Below are 17,917 nucleotides of genomic sequence, written 5' to 3' on the forward strand. Positions count from 1 at the left end.
GGAATGAGTGTAAAGATACACAAAAACCCCGAAGCATGGACTTTTTTTAAGTGTCCACGATTCGGGGTACAGTTCATGTTACAAGTTGCTTGGTTTTTTGTATTTACCTAAATTGTAGGTGCCTCGTTCGTTGCTATTTTCAAAGAAGGGGCTTCATCGTTTTTTTCATTTAGCATGAATTTGTACTGCAATAACTGTAATTTAAACAGTGTTAAAGGATCATGATATGTTTCTGGATTTGTTCTTAGTTTCGTTAATGCATTTTCATCTTCATTTATTTCGAGATGAGCAGCTTCCACAGTTTGCTTTAATATGCTAAGAGGTTCTTTAAAGAACATCATAATATCACGTTCTAATGCACTTTCGAATAATTCAAATTGAAGGAAGAACTGTTCAGAAATAGTTGTTGTTACATCTGTATAGTCTTCGGTCTCGATATAATTTTTATATTTGTTGTAAAGCATGGATTGATTTTTCTGCATGTTACCGAATAGCTTTCCAGCACTTTTTAATAGAAATTGTGTTGGTGTAAAGCGTAGTAAAATATTCACATCATCAACTTTGATTCGGTTTGTCATCCTTGCAACATCGCGGCGCCAATCATCAAGTAGTTGGAAATCGCATGGTAGTTTCATACGTTCTTCTTCGTATAACTTATTAAATGTTTCACTCATTTCATCTAAATAAGATTGACTTTGAATAAATTCATTATGGACTTTTTCAATCCATTCTTGAATAGATTGAGTAAACTTAGGTAATATCATTTGTTGTAAATGTTTTTGAATTCTTTCATTCATTGCTGCATTTAATTCTTCAGGAACTTGTTTAAAGTCACTATCTTCATGAACTAAATCGGAACAGCTCTGCAATAATTCAGGAATTTGATCATGAAGATCATGTATAATTTCATCTTTCGTTAAACGATATGAGTCTGTAATAGAGCGAGTCTTATCTTTTTCAATAGCAGTCAGGTTATTAATGAAGCCATTTAATTTCACTAAAAGGTGTTTATTCCAACGGATTGACTTTACTAACGTATTTTCTAATTGTACGCGTTCATTTAAGAGATACGTGATGGTCTTTTGAATAAACCATAATAGTTTTTCCGTGCGTTCGGTTTCTATATTTCTATTATTAAAGTTTGAAGTAATGGATTCTGTTAAATCACTTAGTTGCCCGCTGCTCTCTTCTAAAGATGAGTAAGGGAATACTCGTGCATTTGGAAAATGTACACGTATTTTAGACTCGGTTTCATTTAGCATTTTATTTGCTGTTTCATCACTAAAGATTGTATCGATTGTATTTAAAACAAAATGAACTTGTAAAGTCGGTATTTGTTCTCGTATGTATAGTAGTGTATCGATTTCTTCATCAAGTAAAGGCGAAGAGGTATTAAGAACATATAATAGATTATCGGTTGCATGTAAGTATTCAAGATTTGTATTCTCTTTATTGCCATTTCCATCAAAACCTGGTGTAACGATAAATGAGAATTTATTTTTTCGTAAAAACCTACATGGTAATTTAAACTCAATACATTTCTGCTCAGATTCTGATTTTGGAGGAACAGCCATCATTTCGTAAAATTCATCCAAATTGGAAGTAGTTCTTATTGTTAAATCTGTGAGTTCTGTAATTTCTGTCTGCGCATTATCTTTAAATATGATAGCGGCTCCAGGAGAATTTTTTAGTATACTTTCCCCTAATATAGAATTGATAAAGGATGATTTACTAGCATCATTCGTACCTGTAACGAGAACTTGTTGTACGTTTAGGTCGGAAAGTTCTCGAACAAGCCATGTGAAAGAATGTCCTAAGTCTACATCATTCTTTTCTGCCCATACGACAATAGTTTCAAATAAGCTTGAAACTTTGTCTAGATCAACTGTGTTAACTGTTTTTGAACTAGAAAGGAGTGTTTCAGCGCTTTTTACAAGTAATGTATCAAGGCTTTTAGGTGAAATCTCATTCCATGCTAACGTTGCAGCGGAAACAAATAGAGAATGTTCTGCTTTTGTTAAGCTAAACCAATTTGTTAACAAGTCTGGAATAAGTTCCTGTAGTTCATGCATCAAGTATTGTCCTGTAATTAATTCACAGTAGGTGTCTTGATAAAGAGTAACAATTTCATCCCATGAGTCGTAAGAATCTACCTCGACGTGTAAAAAAAGGTGATTGATTGTTTGAATCCATAATAAGTAGGTTGACTCATCTTGATAGATTTTCCAAAGTGATGAGACAAGTTGCTTAAATTGAACGGAATCGACGGTATATAAAACTTTTAATGCTTCATAAAAATATTTTGGTTTCATTTGTTTTGTGAATCCTTGATTCACATAACTTGTTAAAATCTCAAACCAATGTAATGATTTCGTTCGAATTCCTTCTTGAACAGCAAGGTCAATAGCATTGTTCCAATCCTGCTGTTTCTCATAAAAGGAACGAGCAATGGCAGTGATATTTGGATAGTCTGGTTGGAATGAAACTGCTTCACTAATGACCTTAAAAGCAAGTCCTAAGCGATTTTGTTCGATGTACAGAGAAAGAAGTTGCAATGAAACTTCCATTGTCAGTGTTGTGTCTTCTGTTTGAATCGATGTATAGATTTCTTCTGCCATTGAAAGCAATCCTAATTCAAAATAAGCGTCTGCTATATTTTTTTTTGCCCATAGAGAGAGATCATTGTTTACTTTCTCCCACTTGAAGATGGCTGTTTCGAAATCTTTATGATGATAATTAACTTCTCCTTGTGCGAAACGAATGTTAGCGATATTGGAAAATTCATTTTCAGCTTCATTTACATATGCTTCCCCAAGTACTTGAGGAGCCTGAACAGAATCCTGTTCAGTTAAGAATGTTTCATAGTATACCTTTTGAATCAATTGTTTTTCTATGGTCATGTTTTTTCCCCCTGTATAATTTAGAAAAATGATTTTTATGTAAAAGGATGCATAGTACTCTACACGGATGGAAGATGCATGTAATCTTTTTAAATATATGTTTACTGCCTATATCATTTTTCTTGAGAGTCAAACCGATGCTAAATGTAACTTTTCTTTATTGTAACAAAAATCACGCTTGTGAAGTCGGATTTTCTTATAATTATGAAGTGAAGTATGGATTTATCACGCTATTCGTGGACAATATGCATTCACACCTTAAGGTCTTGAAAAATGAAGATTAAAGTAGTAAAAAGTTTCATTACAGGTAAGATGAATAGGAGTAGAGTTCATTATAAAAACGATGTATAGTGAATATGTATACCATGTTTGCTTAAAAGATAGAGAGGGTACAATATGGAATAACGATTGTGCATAGGATGTGTCATCCAAATGGAACAACATATTGGTGAGTTAATCTCACATTATGGGTATTTGGGAATTATTATAGCTCTTGCGGGTGGAATAGTGGGTCTGCCAATACCAGATGAGTTTTTGCTGACGTTTGTTGGTTATAATATTTCGAAAGGAACTATGTCAGGGACAGCTGCTTTTTTAAGTGGAATGGCTGGTGCGGTACTTGGAATTACTTTAAGTTACATACTTGGCTTAAAACTTGGACTGCCTGTATTAAAAAAATATGGTCCAAAGATAGGAATTAAAGAAAAGCAAATTGAAAAAACGCATGTTTTGTTTGAAAAATATGGTCCTTTTTTAATAATGATTGGATATTTTATACCAGGAGTTCGTCATTTAACTGCATATTTTGCTGGTATGTCAAATTTAACGTTTTGGAGATTTTGTCTATACGCATACGGTGGTGCTTTCATCTGGATTAGCGTTTTTATTGGACTTGGATGGAAACTTGGAGAGAAGTGGCGCTTTGTTGAATATAGTTTGCATCATTATGGAATGTGGATTTTAATTATCTCAGTAGTAGTTGTACTTATTGTATGGCTCTACATAAGAAGAAAAAAAACCGCTAGTTAAGCGGTTTTTAGCTGAAAGCAATGAAGAGAACACCTGCTGTAATACATACAACACCCATTCCAGTCATGAAGTTTAATTTTTCGCCTAATATAATTATTGCAAGAATAATTGAAAATACAACACTTAATTTATCTACAGGAGCAACTTGTGAAACTTTTCCTGTTTTTAAGGCAAGAAAATAAAACAGCCATGATGAGGCACCAGCTATACCACTTAACGTGATAAATAGCAGTGCTTTTTTATTCATTAGAACGTCACCAATATTTTGAAATTTACCTTGTATCATAATTACACCTATCATAAATAGTGCCATGATGATTGAACGGATAGTTGTTGCCACATTGGCATCGATTCCTTCTAAACCAAATTTTCCAAAAATGGATACAAGTGCTGCAGCAATTGCTGATAATAATGCGAATAATAGCCATGAACTCATAGTAAAATTCCTCCAGTCTTGTATTATTATACATGAAAATCATTCTCAAGTATAACGGATAGCAAGAGGATGTTTTGAATATAACTATGAAAATAGTAAAGGCCCATCTAACATAAAGATGTTAGATGGGCCTTTGATCTATTATTCTGCAATTTCTTCATATAAAAAGTACGTTACATTATAAATGTGTTCTACTTCATCATCTGTCATAAATAAAAGCTCTTCACGCTCAATTCCCTTTTTCTTTTCAATAAACTCAATCATATTTTTCCGTTCTTCTCTTTTCATCATTTTGTTTCTCCTCCCAATCTGTTTTAATACAGTTTATTTAAGTTGATACTATTATATAACAGAATCTTTAGAAAGTTCCATCTTTTTTATCTTTTTTTTGATAAGAACTTTTCGACAAAACAAGCCCTTTTAAAGGGCTTGTTTTTGAATTACAGTCGTAAAAACTCTGGTTGAGTCGTACCAGCACTATCGATGTAGTAAATTGTATTTGGATTGATCTTTATAAGTACATAGTTAGGATCTTCAGGGCCGAGTAACCAGCGTTTTAAGCTGTTGTTCCAAAATTTGTTTTTTAATGTTTGCTCTTCTTCAATTGAAGCGGTGCCTTCTACTTCGATATAATCTTCATCCCATTTCTTCCCTTCTCTTCCGAGTAGCACGTGTACATTTGAATTTTGTTCGACATCTACTACCTTTTTGGAATTACGATCTGTTGCGACATATAATACAAAGTCTTCATGAAAAAACATCATAAAACAGCTATGTGGCTTATTTTCACGCACGGTAGCTAATACACCTGTTCTTTGTCCTTCAATAATAGTTGCAATTTTTTCTTTTAAATTCATTTTTTGAGCCCCTTTCTGTTATCCGTAATTTCATTCTGCGGAAACTTGTTGCTTAAAATTTTTTACACTCTTTCATACTTTTTTCTTCAATCGTATTTTTTAAACGTATTTGTGATGAAATGAGACAAGTTAGGAGAAGAATAATGATAATAGTGGGGGAAATACATACGATGAAAGGATGGAAAATATGTTTAATAAAATTTTCTTAATACTTGCACTTGCTGGTGTACCGCTTTCTATTCTTGGAAATACGTTGCATTGGCCACAAACAATTATGTTTGCTGTGTATTGCATTACAATTATTGTTCTCGCTGCTTTTATGGGAAGAGCGACAGAAAGTTTAGCTATTGTCTCTGGACCAAGAATTGGTGGGCTATTAAATGCAACCTTCGGGAATGCGGTTGAACTTATCATTTCAGTTTTTGCATTACAAGCAGGGCTAACTGAAGTCGTACTTGCTTCACTAACTGGTTCCGTTCTTGGCAATTTATTGTTAGTTGGAGGTCTTTCTTTTTTTGTAGGAGGGCTCAAGTATAAAAGACAAAGTTTTAATGTTTATGATGCAAGGCATAATTCGGCCTTACTAATATTTGCAGTTGTTGTAGCATTTGTTATTCCAGAAGTTTTTTCAATGAAGATGAGTATAGACAAAACATATCAATTAAGTATTGGGGTTTCAATCATCATGATTGTCATGTATTTAGCCGCACTATTCTTTAAACTGGTTACGCATCGTGGTGTGTATCAGCATAAAAGCGATGAAGTAGAACATGAGGAAGAGCCTGAATGGTCAAAAGGGAAAGCATTACTTATTTTAGCGATTGCAACAGCGGCTGTTGCTTATGTATCCGAGGCGCTTGTTCATACATTTGAAACGGTAGCAAAATCATTTGGATGGTCGGAATTATTTATCGGGGTTATCATTGTTGCGATTGTTGGTAACGCCGCGGAGCATGCCTCTGCAATTATTATGGCTTATAAAAATAAAGTGAATATTGCAGTTGAAATTGCAGTCGGTTCAACCTTGCAGGTTGCCATGTTCGTTGCCCCTGTTCTCATCATACTTTCGATGTTTTTTACGGTAAAAATGCCCCTTGTATTTACAATGCCGGAACTTGTGTCCATGATTACAGCGGTCTTTTTAACAATTGCAATTTCAAATGATGGAGATACGAACTGGTTTGAAGGAGGAACATTATTAGCCGCTTATTTCATTATGGGAATTGGCTTTTACTTGTTATAAAAAATTGGGATAACAATATTACGGAGAGAAAATAATAGAGATAGTTAATATATAAATCCATTTTGATTTGCAGGCATATAAGTCGCTGCTACGAAGAACAAAAGGTGACATGCACTTGTTTTCTCTCTTTGTTTTCACTTGGCATGGGGGGCAGGATGAGGATCTGACCGCTTTTATGCATGACCAGATGCTCTCTCCCACCTAAAAAGAAAGGTTTTATGTCGGTTTTTCAATTTGTATTTAATAGCTATTTAAATGATTTATACACTCTTAAATTAGGAAGGGGTAAAGTAGGTGAAACGAGTGTACAGCATATGTCTTTCAACTATGGTCTCGTTTATTTTATTATTTCCTTATAGTAGCTCTGCAAAGACAACAATAAACGTAAAGATGCCTTCATCTGTTTTGAATATTTCAAAGGACAATACGTATCCAAATGAAGCGCAAGATTTACCGCGTTTGCAGCCAAGTGAACTAGCGAAAGAATTACTGAAAACATCGACCATTCGAATCGAAAACCCAGATTTAATTCGGTTGTTTAATGAAACTTCGATTTCAAATGCACCTCTTGCAGTTGGATATAGGGCGAAAATTTATTTAGGTCAATGGCCGTTAAATTATGAATCAACAGATACAGCGATAAATTGGGAATATAAGCAAGTGAATCGTAATGTATATGATAACCGTGGTGTGGAGCGGTTATATCCGCTTCGGTACAAACAAGAATCGCAAAAAACGGTAGAAGGTGGTTTAACAGCCTATATTAAAGATACAGATGATGTGAAAAAGATGATTCTTTTAAAGGCGATGGAGAAGGTGCAGCTTCCTCTTTCTTTTAAAACAACAATTGGTTATGGTACTGGAAATGAGCGTGTATATAATATCAGTCCAAAACAACTTGGGTATTTATATGCATATACACCAGCGGTAAATGAAAAAGGAAAAGTTACATTTGGAGAAGTATATCTTGTTTTAAAAGGAAATCAGAAGAGGCTTGTCATTAAAAATATTACTTCACAAGGAATTGGGGCATCTATTCCTATACAAGATTATGTATCCTTTAAATTTATTTCTTCGCCTTATCCACAATAGCAAAAAAACGTCAGCTAAATATGCTGACGTTTTTTTGCTACAGTGTAATATTTGTTTCTTTTGTTAAGAAATCCTCGGTTGGATAATAGCTGTTTTTCACAAGAATATTTGGCCCAAGGCATTTTACAGCAGGGCAGTGACAACTTAATGATTTCGCTGTTTTCGAACTACACCATCTGTCGTAGGCTTCTTGTAATGTGTTTGTTTGAATGTTACCAAGCAGTGGAATATCACCAAAGTCTGTTACGATAATGTTGCCATCAAAAATATTTACATTTAAGCGAGAACGCCCATCTGGATCGTTACGAACCGTCACGTTTTTGCTTAAATGTAATTTTCTTAATGTAGTTAAGTCACGTTCATCATTACTACATGCGTAGAAAGGTAGTGTGCCAAATAACATCCATATATTTTCATCACGAATATCTAATAAATGCTCGATTGCACTTCGAATTTCATCTTTTGTTAAAATTTCAAGGTTGCTAGCAAAATCACTTGGGTACATAGGGTGTACTTCATGGCGCTTACAGCCCATTTCTTCGACGATTTGACGATGAATGTGTTCAATATGTGGTAGGGTACGTTTATTTAACATTGTTTCTGCTGACACGAGAACACCTGCATCTGATAAAGCTTTACTATTTGTAATCATTCGTTCAAATAGTTTAGCACGTTGTTCATAAGTAGGTTTGCGCTCCATCATTGCAAATCCACCTTCAACGAAATCATCAATTGTTCCCCAGTTATGTGAAATATGCAACACATCTAAATAAGGAATAATTTGTTCATAACGGGCTAAATCTATAGTTAAGTTTGAGTTGATTTGAGTGCGAACGCCTCGCTCATGGGCATATTTTAAGAGTGGTGTTACATAGTTGTCGACGGATTTTTTTGAGAGCATTGGTTCTCCGCCCGTAATACTTAAAGAACGTAAATGAGGAATCTCATCTAATCGTTTTAATAAAAGTTCCATTGGAAGCGGATTTGGATCTTTTGGCTGTAATGTATAACCAACAGCACAATGCTCACAGCGCATATTGCATAACGTTGTCGTTGTAAATTCAACGTTTGTTAATAGTAGTTTGCCGTACTCTTCAAGGTCCATATACGCTTCCCATGGATCGTAAGAAGGAGTAATCGGCTTCATTGTTTGTGATATACTCATCTGAAATACTCCTTTGACTGTTGAAATAACAATTTGTCCATCCTCTATAATAGAAGAATATGGACGTTTTATAAAGTGAAACTTTTTGTAACAAAAATTCTTCATCTGTTGATTTCACTTCAAGTGATGGGGGAAGTAATTTAAATGTCTGCTTGTATGTAATCAAGTATTGTGGCAAAAATGATGAAAATTCATGTTCGTGATAATCATTTTTGCGGTATAATAAGAGTAACTCGAATAAAAAGGAGAGTGCCTTTGTGGGAAAAGCAATTCAAGATAAAGATTCACAATTAGTATATTTAAAAGAACGTTTAAATATGTTCATCGAAGTAATTGATACAATTGAACCAGAAGAGGTAGAAGTAGAAGATGTAGATCGTCTTCTTGCGATGTTAGATGAATTAGAACTGAAATGTGAGCAATTTAAAAAAGACGAATAATATAAAACGGCTGCCAATTATATATTGGTAGCCGTTTTCTGTAAATGCGCTGTTTTATTAGAAAATATATAGATTTCCTGCCCGATTAAATAGAAGGAATATGGAAAAAAGGGTATAATCAAGTTGTGAAAAATTTCGTTTGATCTTAAGAGTCATAAAATAAAAACAAAGACTCTAGAGACTTAAGGGTGAAAATTTCATCTCGTAGCGTTTTGGTAGCGTTCACAATTGAGGGGGAAGTAACAATGGAAAAGCTTCAAGAAAGTATGTATCAACTGATTGTTGAAACATCAACGAATTTACCGAAAGATGTTCGTCGTGCAATTCAACGAGCAAAAGAACGAGAAAATGCAGGGACTCGTTCTGCAATGGCGCTTGGCACCATTACAAATAATATTAAAATGGCAGATGAAAACATCTCTCCAATTTGCCAAGATACAGGGATGCCAACCTTCAAAATTTATACACCAGTTGGCGTAAATCAATTACAAATGAAAGAAGCAATTTACAGTGCGCTTGAGCGGGCGACACAGGACGGGAAACTTCGTCCGAATTCTGTTGATTCTCTTTTCGGAGATAATAGCGGTAATAACTTAGGACCAGGTACACCTGTGATTAAGTTTGAGCAGTGGGAGAAAGATTATATTGATGCTCGTTTAATTTTAAAAGGGGGCGGCTGTGAAAATAAAAATATTCAGTATAGCTTACCTTGTGAATTAGAAGGACTTGGACGAGCAGGTCGTGATTTAGAAGGGATTCGCAAATGCCTTCTTCATGCGGTATATCAAGCACAAGGACAAGGGTGTAGTGCAGGAGTAATCGGTGTTGGTATCGGGGGAGACCGTACGTCAGGTTATGAGTTGGCAAAAAACCAACTATTTCGCACATTAGATGATGTGAATCCAATTCCTGAATTACAGAAGCTTGAAGAATACCTATTAGAGAATGCGAACAAGCTTGGCATTGGTACGATGGGATTTGGTGGAGAAACAACCTTACTTGGTTGTAAAATTGGAGTATACAATCGTCTGCCAGCTAGTTTCTATGTGTCTGTTGCATATAATTGTTGGGCGTATCGTCGCCTTGGTGTAACAATTCATCCTGAAACAGGTGAGATTATCGATTGGTTATATCAAGAAGGTGAAAATACACTTCAACAAGAAGTGGAGCACGCAAAAAGTGAGCAGCGTGAAATTGTACTGCAGGCACCAATTACAGAGGAGCAAATTCGTGAACTTCGCGTTGGAGATGTCGTTACCATTAACGGGATGATGTACACAGGTCGTGATGCAATTCATAAGCACTTAATGGATAACGATTGCCCGGTAGATTTAAATGGACAAATCATTTATCACTGTGGTCCAGTTGTAGTGAAAGATGAAAATGACAATTGGAAAATTAAAGCGGCAGGTCCAACGACAAGTATTCGTGAAGAGCCATATCAAGGCGACATTATGAAGAAGTTTGGTATTCGTGCTGTCATCGGTAAAGGCGGCATGGGAGAAAAAACATTAGCGGCACTAGCAGAACATGGTGGTGTATATTTAAATGCAATCGGTGGTGCTGCGCAGTATTATGCAGAATGTATTAAAGAAGTGAAAGATGTCGACTTCTTACAATTTGGTATTCCAGAAGCAATGTGGCACCTACGTATTGATGGCTTTAAAGCTGTTGTAACAATGGACTCTCATGGTAATAGCCTACATGCAGATGTAGATAAAACATCATTTGAAAAATTAGCAAGCTTTAAAGAACCGGTATTTAAGTAAGTGGAAAAATGCATCTCGAATCATTCGAGGTGCATTTTTTGGTACATATAGAAAAACTTGTTTAGAATGAAAGGAATATTGAAAACAGAAACTACAGGTACGATGATATATGGAAAGGAGACTATTTATGAAGCATAGATGGTTATATATAGGTCTCATTTTTTCAATTATAATGACACTTGTTCCAGTTTCTGCTTTCGCGTATACGAACGCACCAAATCACTGGGGGATTCCGCGAGCAAAAAATGAGACCCCGCCAGATGCAGGGAAAAAATTTACTGATCTACTCCGGGGTAATGGTGGTTTTTATTTAGGAGACATGAAGAAAAAAGATATATATTTAACATTTGATAATGGATATGAAAATGGATATACTGGAAAAATTTTGGATGTACTAAAAGAAAAGAAAGTGCCAGCAACATTTTTTGTAACGGGTCATTATATAAAGACGCAAAAAGAGTTATTATTAAGAATGAAAAATGAAGGTCACATTATTGGAAACCACTCTCGAAGCCATCCTGATTTTACAACTGTAAATGATGAGAAACTTCGTGAAGAATTACAAAGTGTAACGGATGAAATTAAAAAAGTAACCGGACAAAAAGAAGTGAAATATGTACGTCCTCCGCGTGGGATTTTTAGTGAGCGTACGCTAGCTCTTGCGAAAGAAATGGGATATTATAACGTATTTTGGTCGCTTGCATTTTTAGATTGGAAAGTAGATCAGCAAAGAGGATGGCAATATGCTCATAATAATGTAATGAATATGATTCATCCAGGATCCATTATATTACTTCATGCTATATCAAAAGATAATGCAGAAGCGCTTGCGAAAATCATTGATGATTTGCGCGAGAAAGGGTATCATTTTAAAAGCCTGGATGATTTAGTAAAAAGCAATCAGCCGTAAGCATGTATGCTTACGGTTTTCTCATGCTATAATGATGTGTAAAAAGGATGGGGAAACGTATGTGGAGCGAACATGTTACGTTAAAGGATTCGTACCATTTTGAAGAGGTACTCAGGCGTTTGTCTTTTGATCCACTCAATGTTGTTCAATTAGAAGAGAAAATAGTTTATGTCCCACTTCTTATGGATGAAGAACAAATTGTTGTCCGCGTACAAGGAATTGGTACGCTTCAAAACCCACAATTTTGGGTTTCAAGTCAGACAGGTGAACAAGAGAAGGTTATGAAACGCATCTATTCCATTTTTCAATGGAATGAATCTTTTCAAGATATACAAACCCATTTTAGAAACACATCATTACGTCCACTTTTTGAAACATATGCCTATACACCACTTGTTTTAGAGTTTGATTATTTTGCTTGTCTTCTTCGTTGTATTATTCATCAACAAGTTCATTTGAAATTTGCTACTTCTCTTACAGAACAATTTGTAAAGCGATATGGAACAGAGAAGAATGGCGTTTTCTTTTTCCCAACACCAGAAAGGGTAGCGAATATTTCAATAGAAGAGCTCAGAAATCAGAAATTTAGTCAACGAAAAGCTGAATATATGGTAGGACTAGCAAAACATATTGTGGAAGGTAAGCTAAATTTAGTGGAGCTAGAAAAACAAACAGAAGAAGTAGTAGCAGCACAATTGTTACCAGTACGAGGTATTGGTGCATGGACGGTGCAAAACTTTTTACTGTTTGGGCTCGGACGGAAAAATATGTTCCCAAAAGCAGATATTGGGATTCAGCGTGCACTTCAAGGTATATTTCAATTAGAGAATAAACCAGATGATGCATTTTTAGAAAAAATGAAACAAGAGTGTGAACCATACTGCAGTTATGCAGCGTTGTATTTATGGAAAAGTATAGAGTAGAGGTGTAATAATGGTACAAAAGCAACATGAGAGTAAGTTGGAAGTTGGTCAAACGTTTCCTGTGACAATTAAGCGTCTAGGGATTAACGGAGAAGGCGTTGGTTATTTTAAGAGACAAGTTGTTTTCATTCCAGGGGCATTACCAGGAGAAGAAGTTGTTGCGGAAACAACGAAAATTCAGCGTGGCTTTGCTGAAGCGAAAGTGAAAAAAATTCGTAAAGCATCACCGCATCGCGTAAAACCGCCATGCCCAGTATATGATGAATGCGGTGGTTGTCAATTGCAGCATTTAGATTATAAAGAACAGTTGAATCAAAAGCGAGATATTGTGGTACAAGCCTTTGAAAAGTATATGAACGGAAGCATGGAAGCTGACATTCGTCCAACACTTGGTATGGGAAACCCATGGCATTATCGTAATAAAAGTCAATTACAAGTAGGACGTAAAGATGAAAAAGTGATTACAGGATTATATAAACAGAACTCACATCAATTAATTGATATTTCTCACTGCATGATTCAGCATAAAGCAACAAACGAAGCGACAAAAGTTGTACGACGTATATTAGAAAAATTGAACATTTCTATTTACAACGAGAAAAAACAAAAAGGTCTAGTGCGTACAATTGTGACACGTGCTGCAGTTCAAACAGGGGAAGTACAAGTCACATTAATTACAACAAAAGAAGAATTACCAAATAAAGAGCAATTTATCGCAGAAGTACAAAAACAAATGCCAACAGTCAAATCGATTATGCAAAATGTGAACTGGCGTAAAACATCTGTTATTTTCGGTGACAAAACATTCAACTTAGCTGGAAAAGAAGTCATTCAAGAAACACTCGGTGATTTATCATTTGAATTATCAGCACGTGCATTCTTCCAGTTGAATCCAGAACAAACTGTTGTCCTTTACAACGAAGCGAAAAAAGCTGCTGCGTTAACAGGAAAAGAAAAAATCGTTGATGCATATTGTGGCGTTGGTACAATTGGGCTTTGGCTAGCAAATGATGCAGCAGAAGTGCGCGGTATGGATGTCATTCCAGAAGCGATTGAAGATGCAAAGAAAAATGCGAAACGTCACGGATTTACAAATACAAAGTACGAAGCTGGAAAGGCAGAACAATGGCTACCAAAATGGGTGAAAGAAGGCTGGCGTCCAGATGTAATCGTGGTTGATCCACCGCGTACAGGTTGTGACGATAAGTTACTTGAAACAATTTTAAAAGTACAACCAAAGCAAGTTGTTTATGTTTCTTGCAACCCTTCATCATTAGCACGTGATGTGAAAGCATTAATGAAGAGTTATGAAGTGGAATATGTACAACCGGTTGATATGTTCCCACATACGGCGCATGTGGAAAATGTGGTAAGGCTTGTTAGAAAAGAAAATTAAAGGTGTAGCAGTGAGAGATAGGTCTTATCGAAAAATCGATAAGGCCTAATTTTTATTCAGGATGAATTACGCTGAATCGTATCATAAGTAACGGATAGTGATTTGAATTAATTCGTATGTAATTAAATAATATGATGATCAAAGGATTATACAAATATTTGGTAAAACAAAGTATACTCAATATAGATAAATATAATTACCAAATTTGATTAGGGGTGATTTACATATTTAGAGGAAATGCAAAAAGGATACTTATATCATTATTAACAAACCCAATATTAATAATTGGATACTGGATTTTTTGTTATGAGTTAGCTTCATTCTGTACGTATGGAAGAATGAAGTATAATATTTATATTTTATTATTATGTATAGTATTTTTTATATCTATAATTACATTTACTACAATGAAAATGATAAAAGATAGAGAATATGAATCTAAAAAATTAACTAATTTAACTGCATGGAAATACATTTCTATTATCATTATTGTGGTAATCACATCATTTTATGGAGTACAGATTTATAAAAGTGCAACAAATTATGGAGGCAAGCTTGCATGGTTTATAGAAAGGTTAAAACATGAAAGGTCAGTTAAATTTAAACATAATAATATATATGAATATGGGGTAGAAGGTATTTTTGAAGATATAAATAAAAAATATACTTTGCCAAAGAAATTATATATGGCAACTGATTTTGATCTTACATTTCATTCAGATGGAACAATCACAGCGTTTGATACATTTGTTTATGGGAAAAATGCTGATGGGAAAGAGGAAACTTACTTAATAACTTATAATAAAAAAAAGTCACAAGACATTACTATAATACGAAATGGATATGCAAATCCTGATTATGATGATGATAAGCTAGTAGAACCTTTAATTAAAACGGTTAAGGCTATTCCAGTTAAGCGAACAGTTAGTAAGTGGAATGAAGGTAAGTATGGATTGATTTATTACGGGAAAAGGAATTGGGGGTACAATACGGAGGGAATTATTAATATTAATGAGGATGGTAAGGAGCATAAACTTGAAGAAGCAACTTCTGAAATCATTGGATATACTGTATCTATATTTGTCCCTGGAAAAGAGAAAGAGTTAGTACCTGCTAGATATAACTTAATAGGTGACCCGAATTGGAGTAAACTAAATACTAAACCAAATCAAAAGAGTTCTAAAGAGAAGCAACAAGATTTAACTAATAGCAAGGAACAGTTTTTCCTATCAAAAGAAGTTGGTTATAAACTAAATATGACAGAAAAAGCATTAGGTAGTGCTTTTTATTCACTAAGCAAGACTATTGATGGAGGTAAAACATGGGAGGTTATAAATACAGACCCATTCATCGGAGGAATTGGTAGTGTATCAGGAATAACTTTTATAAATGATAAACTTGGATTTTTAGGAGCAATCCGTCCTTCTGGTACTAACGGAGAGCTATATCGTACAGATGATGAGGGCGTATCTTTTAAAAAGGTAAATTATACACCTCATGAAGTGAAATTAGATCATACACAGTCTATAATAAGTCCTTTTGATTCTCCTGGTATGCCTTATGAGAAAGATGGAGTTTTTAATATGTTAGTTGGACAAGGAGCAGATGGAGATTATAATGGTGATAGTAGCGCACTTTATCAATCAAAAGATAAAGGAGAAACATGGGAATATATAAAGGAAGTTGAAAAATAGTTAGAGTTAGTACTAAAGGTGAATAAATAAAATGGCCTCCGTTGCAGGTGCAACAGTGAACAATACCATAAGCAAATGGGGTTTTTATGGAAGTTGAATATAAGTATACAACTGTTTTCCACCCTGCACAGGAGAAATACGGAGCATAAATAATAAAAACAAAGAAGCAGAAAATCACTTAGGATTTCCTGCTTCTTTGTTTTTATAAAGAAAATACTTGAGATACTGCTATTTGCTAGTACACGACAACCGGTTCATAAGTGCTGAGATTATCATACACAGTTTTCGCAACACTAGGAGGAAGGTTAACACATCCGCCCGATCCTCCCGTTAAATAGGCATTATTGGCCCAGTTTGTCCGCCAGCCGGCATCGTGGAATCCTTGTCCGCCATTTGTGAACGGAGCCCAGTAATCTACATTAACGGAATAATCGGGTTTACCTACTGCGCTACCTTTGAGTGTGTACGGTGATCGTTTATAGAGTACATACCACACACCTGGTGATGTATCTTCACTCGTGCTATGTTTACCAGTTACTACATTCGTTGTGACTTCCAATTTTCCATTTTTGTAAATCCAAATTTGCTGTTCTGCAATAGACACTTCCGCATACGTGTCTCCAATGCCATTATTCGCTGTTGTTTCATAACCGATGCCTTCATTATTCCAGCCATTTCCGTAAATATTAGAAGCGGAAAGCGATTTTTCCCCTTTTTCGAAGGCTTCTTGGATTCGTTTTGCTTCTTTTTCAATATGTATTGCCCAGCCATAGCCTTGTCCTTTTACTGATATGACCGAACCAGAATGGGTTTTAAATGTGAAGTCTTTATTTAATGTTGATTTAGAATTATTAATTTCAGCAATCTTGTTCTTAATGTCGCTCGCGTCGATTGTAACTTTCATATCCTTTGACATAGAGGCATTTTGAATTAAATCTTTAGCTTTTAAAGAGTAAACTTCATTTTGTACCTTATAATCAATGGTTTGTTGAAGAAGATCCTGTAGCGCTTGTTCTTCTTTTTTGACAATCGAATCGTTTTCCTTAATAGGCTGTATGTATACAGGATTCAGATGGATTTCACTTTTATATTTCTGCTTGTCGTAATCCTTCAATAGACTAGCAACATCATACTGTTTTCCGTCAATGCTTTTTGAGATAACAACTTTGCCCTGTTCGAGCTTCGCCATAGCATCTTGAGGCGCTTTTAAACTTTTATTCATAGATATGAGTTTTTCTTCTACAAGTTTTTTCATCGTTTCGCTTCGATACTGATCCGCCTTTTCTGGTAGCAACGAATAATTCTTTTCCTTTGAGGAAGGGAAAAATGTCCACTGGCCTTTTAATAGTTTCTTAACTTTAGGCAAATCTTCTTCCGTAAGTTCCGTTTGCGTATCTTTTTCATCTAAAATTTGTTGTTGGCCGACATAGACTTTGTTTTCTAATCCAGATGTTTTTAATTTCTTTAGTGCCTGATCAGCAGTCAGACCACCGACTTTTGTGTCATTAATCGTAACCTGTGAATTGAAACGAGTTGCCTGATAATAACTCATTCCCCCAATTAGAAGTGCAATTGTAACGACGCCACCTGCTGTGATAAACTTCCAATTTTTAAAACGCTTGCTTGAGTTTACTCGTTTTCTATCAACTTCTTCAACTGATTCATTTATTGTGTTGTTGTTCATAAACTATTCCTCCGTATACATCAACGTCAACCGATTTTAAACTAAAACCATTGACTAGTGTACCTTATTATTCTTAAAATTTCATTATTTTTGACTAGATTTTATCGTATTAAATTGGTTGAATTTGTATTTTTTTAATAGAGTGAGATATCAAAAGGATAGCTAAATTCTTTTGATTCACAATGAATAGTCCCTTACAATGCCCTTGCAAGCCCATCCCAAGCTCTTTACAAGTAATAAATCATTACAAAAACAAAACAAAAAAAAACTACTACTACAAGAATCATCCTAAAAGAAATAAAACCGTATTAGTCATTTTTTAAAAATCAAATTGCCAAATTTCCTCATTCGTCCTTATATCTATTAAGGAAACGGTAAT

The 17,917-nt window shown here is 34.9% G+C and carries 15 protein-coding genes; 9 read left to right on the forward strand and 6 right to left on the reverse strand.

Annotation, left to right across the window (positions count from 1 at the left end; translation table 11 throughout):
* Window positions 1-107 precede the first annotated feature (107 nt).
* Window positions 108-2,900 carry a dynamin family protein gene (locus JDS96_RS18355; protein ID WP_097793924.1) on the reverse strand — a complete coding sequence of 931 codons (2,793 nt, stop codon included), beginning with the start codon at window positions 2,898-2,900 and terminating at the stop codon, window positions 108-110.
* 432 nt (window positions 2,901-3,332) lie between these two features.
* Here JDS96_RS18355 and JDS96_RS18360 point away from each other — a divergent pair, with 432 nt between their 5' ends.
* Window positions 3,333-3,929: a DedA family protein gene (locus JDS96_RS18360; RefSeq protein ID WP_003194825.1), complete on the forward strand. Its 597-nt coding sequence runs from the start codon at window positions 3,333-3,335 to the stop codon at window positions 3,927-3,929.
* Window positions 3,930-3,936: 7 nt separating this feature from the next.
* Here the strand turns inward: JDS96_RS18360 and JDS96_RS18365 are convergent, their stop codons facing one another.
* The 3 genes from JDS96_RS18365 to JDS96_RS18375 all read right to left on the reverse strand — a co-directional run bounded on the left by JDS96_RS18365 (window position 3,937) and on the right by JDS96_RS18375 (window position 5,222).
* On the reverse strand, window positions 3,937-4,365 hold the full coding sequence (locus JDS96_RS18365; protein WP_003194827.1) for an EamA family transporter: 429 nt from the start codon (window positions 4,363-4,365) through the stop codon (window positions 3,937-3,939).
* Window positions 4,366-4,506: 141 nt separating this feature from the next.
* Complete coding sequence (locus JDS96_RS18370) at window positions 4,507-4,653, reverse strand: BH0509 family protein (protein WP_026008701.1); 147 nt, start codon at window positions 4,651-4,653, stop codon at window positions 4,507-4,509.
* A gap of 152 nt (window positions 4,654-4,805) precedes the next feature.
* Window positions 4,806-5,222, reverse strand: coding sequence for a pyridoxamine 5'-phosphate oxidase family protein (locus JDS96_RS18375; protein WP_098018911.1), 417 nt, complete (start codon window positions 5,220-5,222; stop codon window positions 4,806-4,808).
* 187 nt (window positions 5,223-5,409) lie between these two features.
* On the opposite strand from JDS96_RS18375, the gene cax reads away from it, so the two are divergent.
* The gene (cax, locus tag JDS96_RS18380) at window positions 5,410-6,465 is read left to right on the forward strand and encodes a calcium/proton exchanger (RefSeq protein ID WP_199667634.1); all 1,056 of its coding nucleotides are present in this window, start codon (window positions 5,410-5,412) and stop codon (window positions 6,463-6,465) included.
* Window positions 6,466-6,759: 294 nt separating this feature from the next.
* Window positions 6,760-7,557: a YfkD famly protein gene (locus tag JDS96_RS18385; protein WP_026008703.1), complete on the forward strand. Its 798-nt coding sequence runs from the start codon at window positions 6,760-6,762 to the stop codon at window positions 7,555-7,557.
* Window positions 7,558-7,594: 37 nt separating this feature from the next.
* On the opposite strand, the gene yfkAB is transcribed toward JDS96_RS18385, so the two are convergent.
* Window positions 7,595-8,722 carry a radical SAM/CxCxxxxC motif protein YfkAB gene (yfkAB, locus tag JDS96_RS18390; protein ID WP_199667635.1) on the reverse strand — a complete coding sequence of 376 codons (1,128 nt, stop codon included), beginning with the start codon at window positions 8,720-8,722 and terminating at the stop codon, window positions 7,595-7,597.
* A 257-nt stretch (window positions 8,723-8,979) separates the two neighbouring features.
* Here yfkAB and JDS96_RS18395 point away from each other — a divergent pair, with 257 nt between their 5' ends.
* From JDS96_RS18395 to JDS96_RS18420, 6 genes are all read left to right on the forward strand, one after another.
* The gene (locus JDS96_RS18395; RefSeq protein ID WP_199667636.1) at window positions 8,980-9,162 is read left to right on the forward strand and encodes an SE1561 family protein; all 183 of its coding nucleotides are present in this window, start codon (window positions 8,980-8,982) and stop codon (window positions 9,160-9,162) included.
* A 245-nt stretch (window positions 9,163-9,407) separates the two neighbouring features.
* Entirely contained in the window at window positions 9,408-10,931 is a 1,524-nt protein-coding gene (fumA, locus tag JDS96_RS18400) for a class I fumarate hydratase (RefSeq protein WP_199667637.1), read from the forward strand.
* 127 nt (window positions 10,932-11,058) lie between these two features.
* Window positions 11,059-11,841, forward strand: coding sequence for a delta-lactam-biosynthetic de-N-acetylase (gene pdaA / locus JDS96_RS18405; RefSeq protein ID WP_199667638.1), 783 nt, complete (start codon window positions 11,059-11,061; stop codon window positions 11,839-11,841).
* Window positions 11,842-11,900: 59 nt separating this feature from the next.
* Window positions 11,901-12,764: a DNA-3-methyladenine glycosylase family protein gene (locus JDS96_RS18410; RefSeq protein WP_016112958.1), complete on the forward strand. Its 864-nt coding sequence runs from the start codon at window positions 11,901-11,903 to the stop codon at window positions 12,762-12,764.
* Between the two features lie 10 nt (window positions 12,765-12,774).
* A complete protein-coding gene (gene rlmD, locus JDS96_RS18415) occupies window positions 12,775-14,160 on the forward strand; it encodes a 23S rRNA (uracil(1939)-C(5))-methyltransferase RlmD (protein WP_003194847.1) in 1,386 nt (461 codons plus the stop codon).
* Between the two features lie 215 nt (window positions 14,161-14,375).
* Entirely contained in the window at window positions 14,376-15,854 is a 1,479-nt protein-coding gene (locus JDS96_RS18420) for a WD40/YVTN/BNR-like repeat-containing protein (RefSeq protein WP_199667639.1), read from the forward strand.
* Between the two features lie 235 nt (window positions 15,855-16,089).
* On the opposite strand, the gene JDS96_RS18425 is transcribed toward JDS96_RS18420, so the two are convergent.
* Window positions 16,090-17,538: a L,D-transpeptidase family protein gene (locus tag JDS96_RS18425; protein WP_199667640.1), complete on the reverse strand. Its 1,449-nt coding sequence runs from the start codon at window positions 17,536-17,538 to the stop codon at window positions 16,090-16,092.
* Between the last annotated feature and the right edge of the window lie 379 nt (window positions 17,539-17,917).

Source organism: Bacillus cereus group sp. N21 (assembly GCF_016483395.1).
GTDB classification, from domain to species: Bacteria; Bacillota; Bacilli; order Bacillales; family Bacillaceae_G; genus Bacillus_A; species Bacillus_A pseudomycoides.